The 4434-nt window shown below is 60.3% G+C and carries 3 protein-coding genes; all 3 read left to right on the forward strand.

The annotated features are described in order from the left end of the window. Positions 1-637: 637 nt before the first annotated feature. Positions 638-1945: a branched-chain amino acid ABC transporter substrate-binding protein gene (locus tag ACFMO5_RS01195; protein ID WP_376790948.1), complete on the forward strand. Its 1308-nt coding sequence runs from the start codon at positions 638-640 to the stop codon at positions 1943-1945. Between the two features lie 236 nt (positions 1946-2181). Further along, the gene (locus ACFMO5_RS01200; protein WP_376790950.1) at positions 2182-3180 is read left to right on the forward strand and encodes a branched-chain amino acid ABC transporter permease; all 999 of its coding nucleotides are present in this window, start codon (positions 2182-2184) and stop codon (positions 3178-3180) included. 22 nt (positions 3181-3202) lie between these two features. Continuing rightward, a partial coding sequence (locus ACFMO5_RS01205) for a branched-chain amino acid ABC transporter permease (RefSeq protein WP_376790949.1) occupies positions 3203-4434 on the forward strand: 1232 nt, incomplete at its 3' end.

The following is a 4434-nucleotide window of genomic DNA, read 5'->3' on the forward strand; positions in this document are numbered from 1 at the left end:
GGGCCGCCTTCGGCGGCCCGCACCCCTCGAGGAAACCCGCCACGGAGCGCCTACGCCGTGATTTGGCCCTTACCTCATCCCTTGCCCATTGTCTCTCCTAGCGTAAGTGAGAAGCAAAGTTTTCTGTGAGATGCAGGCCACCTAAGGGCCTCGCACCCTGCAGAGATTCCACCGGATGGTTTTTATCCCCTTCTGGGCGATATAGACATAACAGCGAAATCTGCTTTGTTGCGAAGATAGAATTTTCTGCGAGGGACGGGCCGCTTACGCAGCCCGCCCTCACAGAAATTCCACAAATCGAGAGCTCGTCACTACAAGTTGGGATGATCTCCTCTGTTGTTGGCAACAGGGCAAGCGAAATCACATAAGAACTGTCAAACAATAAAGCCGGAAAGTGGACAAAAAGGTCATTCTTGCATCCTGAAGTGGATAGTAGCGATGGGTCAAATGGCTTGACAGATCTCCTGCCAGCCTCTAAAATTGGAAACAAATTTATTTGGAAAGGAGGTGCCTTACGGGCGCGATCCTCAGGATTTCCATCCGATTGAAGTGAGAGCGGTGGAGGGCTGTATCCCTCCTGCGATCGCGGATTCCCCGTTGAGAGCTCTTTCCCACATTCTGCTAAAAGGAGGAGGCCATGAGGTTCTCGAAGATACTGGTCGGCCTGATGACGCTTAGCCTGGTGGTGGCTGCCTGCGCGCCGGCCACTCCAACTCCCGCACCGACGACGGCGCCGGTTGCTCCCGCCGCAACCCCTACGACGGCTCCGGCGGCCACACCTGCGCCGGCCGTGAAAGGCACGATCAAGATCGCCACCCAGAGCCCGCTTTCGGGTGGTCAAGCGGCCCTGGGCGAGGGTATTAAGAACGGCGCTCAGTTGGCGATCGAGCAGCTGGCGGGGCCGATCGAGGCTTTGGGCTTCAAGGTCGAGCTGGTGCCCTTTGACGATCAGGCCAAGCCGGATGTGGGGGTGGCGAACGCTAAGCAAATCGTCAACGATCCGGATATCCTGGCGGTGGTTGGTCACCTGAACTCCGGCGTGGCGATCCCGTCCTCGGAGACCTACAAGGACTTCGATTTGGTGATGGTCTCCCCGGCCAACACCAACCCCTGCATCACCGACCGCGGCTACCTGGTGGTCAACCGGGTGTGCGGGCGAGATGACGTGCAGGGTGCGGTGGGCGCCGAGTTCGCCTTCAACGAGCTGAAGGTCAAGACGGCCTTTGTGATCCACGACAAGACCACCTACGGCCAGGGCGTGGCCGAGTTCTTCCGCAAGCATTTTGAGGAGCTCGGCGGCAAGGTGCTGGGCTTCGAGGGCACGGAGGAGAAGGCCAACTTCGATCCCTTGATCACCGCGATCCAGGCGGTGAACCCCGAAGTGATCTATTTCGGCGGCATCTATGACCAGGCGGGGGTCTTCTTCAAGCAGGCCCGGGAGAAGGGCATTAACGCGATCTTCCTGGGCCCAGACGGGATGGACTCCTCGGAGCTGGCCAAGATCGCCGGCGATGCCCTCGTGATGGGCGGTGGGATGTATTACACCAGTGTCGCCGCCCCGCCCACAGTCTACGAGGGGGCCAAGAAGTTCATCGAAGATTACAAGGCCAAGTTCGGGAAGGATCCAGAGCCCTTCTCGGCCCAGGCTTATGACGCCACGGCCATCGTACTGAAGGCCATCGAAGCAGCCATCAAGGAGGCCGGCGGCAACAAGCCGACCCGTAAGGCCGTGGCCGAGAAGGTCCGGGCCACCAAGGACTTCCAGGGGATCACCGGTGTGATCACGTTCGATGAGCGGGGCGACCCGGTGAAGGCGAAATACTTCGTGCTGAAGGTGGTCTCCTCGAAGCCGGAGGACTGGGGCAAGAACCAGCTGATCAAGACCCTGGAGCTGCCGCCGCCGCCGTTTACACCGGAGCTGAAGGCGGCCTGCGGGGTCAAGTGAGCGGTCCGATGCGAGGTGGGGAGGAATTGCTCCTCCCCACCTCTATCGCATGAGAAAGGTCCATCCTGACAACAGGGCGATCTGGAATGCGCAAGTTGATCTCGGAGTCCCTTCTTTATCAGGCGCTGCTGGTTCCGCTGATCCAGCTGTTTATCTTTGTGACGATCAGCCTGATCGTAATCGGATCCGTGGTCCTGGTCCTCGCTGTTCTCTTCGATCGCCCCGTCGCGGGCGGGATGACCCTGCTCCAGTTCGTCATCCGCACGCTTCCCCAAGTGGCCATCGACGGCTTGGTGATCGGTTTCCTTTACGCCATGATCGCCTTGGGCTACACGATGGTCTATGGGGTGCTCCAGTTCATCAATTTCGCCCACAGCGAGATCTTTATGGTCGGGGCCTTCATCGGCGTGGAACTCATGCTCGCCCTGGCGATCCCCTCCACAGCACCCCTGATGTGGATCATGGCGGGGATCCTGCTGGCGGTGGCCGCGGGGATGATCGGCAGCGGCCTGCTGGCGGTGGCGATCGAACGTATCGCCTATCGACCATTGCGGGGGGCGCCCCGGCTGGTCCCTCTGATCTCAGCGATCGGCGTCTCGTTCTTCCTTCAAGATGCCGTGCGGGCGATCGAGGGGCTGCTCAACAACGCCTTCTATCGTAATTATCCTTCCTTCCCGGTTCTGAATCAGCAGATCCCATTGGCCTCATTTACCCTTGCTGGCCAACCGGTCCAGATGCAGATCCAGGCCAAGGTGATTTTCATCATCATCGCCTCCTTGGCCATGCTGACCGGCCTGAACTTCATTGTGAACGCCACCCGGCTGGGGCGGGCCATCCGGGCGGTGGCTCAGGATCGGCCGACGGCCGCCCTGATGGGGGTGGACGTGGATCGCATCATCATGCTCACCTTCCTGATCGGCGGGGCTCTGGGAGGAGCCACCGGGGTGCTTTTCGGAATCCGGGTCGGCCGTATCGATCCGTATGTAGGGTTTATCCCTGGGATCAAGGCCTTCACGGCGGCGGTGCTGGGTGGCATTGGCAACATCACCGGCGCGATGCTGGGCGGGATCGTCCTGGGGATCCTGGAGGGCTTTGCCGGAGCTTACCTCTCCCAGTTCACAGGCGGTGCGTTCGGCGCCGAGTATAAAGATATTTTCGCCTTCGCTATCCTGATCCTGATCCTGATGTTCCGCCCGACCGGCTTGTTGGGCGAGATGGTCGGCCAGAAGGCCTGATTTGTTAACTGAGAGGTGCCGGATGATCAGCGTGAAGGCCAAAGCGTGGGTCGAACGGATTCAGAACGGGCGGTTGCTTTATCTGATCGGCGTGCTGGCTTACATCCTGATTGCCCTTTTCCTAATGAATTGGCTGAACCAGCCCGGATTACGGGATGCGGTCTGGTATCCTTTCGTATCTGCGCTAAGCTTTGCAGCCTTCCTCGGCTCGCTCCTCCTGATTTATTACGCACCGCTCAGCGGGCTGGTGAAGGGGATCCTGGGTCTGAGCGTCTTGCTGATCCTGCTCCCCATTCTGGGGGTGCGCAATACCTTCCTCTTGGAGGTGGCCACCCAGGTAGGGATCTTCGCCGCGATGGCCCTGGGGCTGAACATCGTGGTGGGCTTCGCCGGCCTGCTCGACCTGGGGTATGTGGCCTTCTACGCGGTCGGCGCTTACCTGTGGGCGATCTTTGGCTCCCACCAGGCGAACATCGCCTTCGGCACAGACCGCTTCCCCCTGGCGCCGGAGTGGTTCTTCCTGTTTCTGTTCCTGGCTGTGGGGGTGGCGGCCCTCACCGGGATCCTGCTGGGGCTGCCGGTCCTGCGGCTGCGGGGGGATTACCTGGCCATCGTGACCCTTGCCTTCGGTGAGGTGATCCGGGTGGTCGTCAACAACCTGGACAAGCCGATCAACCTCACCAATGGCCCTCAGGGGATCCGCCCAGTTCAGCGGCCTCCCTTGTTTTTCAAGCCGTGGCTGAGCGCATTGGGGATCCGGCTGGACGATCCCACGCTGTATGCACTATATTTCTACTTTTTGGTCCTCGTAGTGATCGGCTTCGCTATTTGGCTCGCTCGGCGTCTGGAGAACTCCTGGGTGGGGCGAGCGTGGACGGCCATCCGGGAGGATGAGCTGGCCGCTCAGGCGATGGGGATCCCCTTGGTTCGAATGAAGCTGGCGGCCTTTGCCACTGGTGCCTCCTTCGCTGGGGCGATGGGTATGATCTTCGCCGCTAAACAGTATTTCATTAACCCCGAAAGCTTCACGTTCATGGAATCCATCGGGGTTCTGGTGATGGTGATCGTGGGGGGTATGGGGAGCATCCCAGGCGCCATCGTGGGGGCCACGGTGGTGACCATCCTGAACCTCCAGATCCTGAAGGGCCTTTCGCTCATGCTCAACAAGCTGCGTCAGGCCGGGGTGGTGATTCCTCTGATTAACTTCCCCCTCAGCCAGTGGCCGACCCAGCTGGAGCCGGCCAAGTATGAGCG

Origin of the sequence: Thermoflexus sp. (assembly GCF_042408365.1) — a bacterium.
Lineage (GTDB): Bacteria > Chloroflexota > Anaerolineae > Thermoflexales > Thermoflexaceae > Thermoflexus.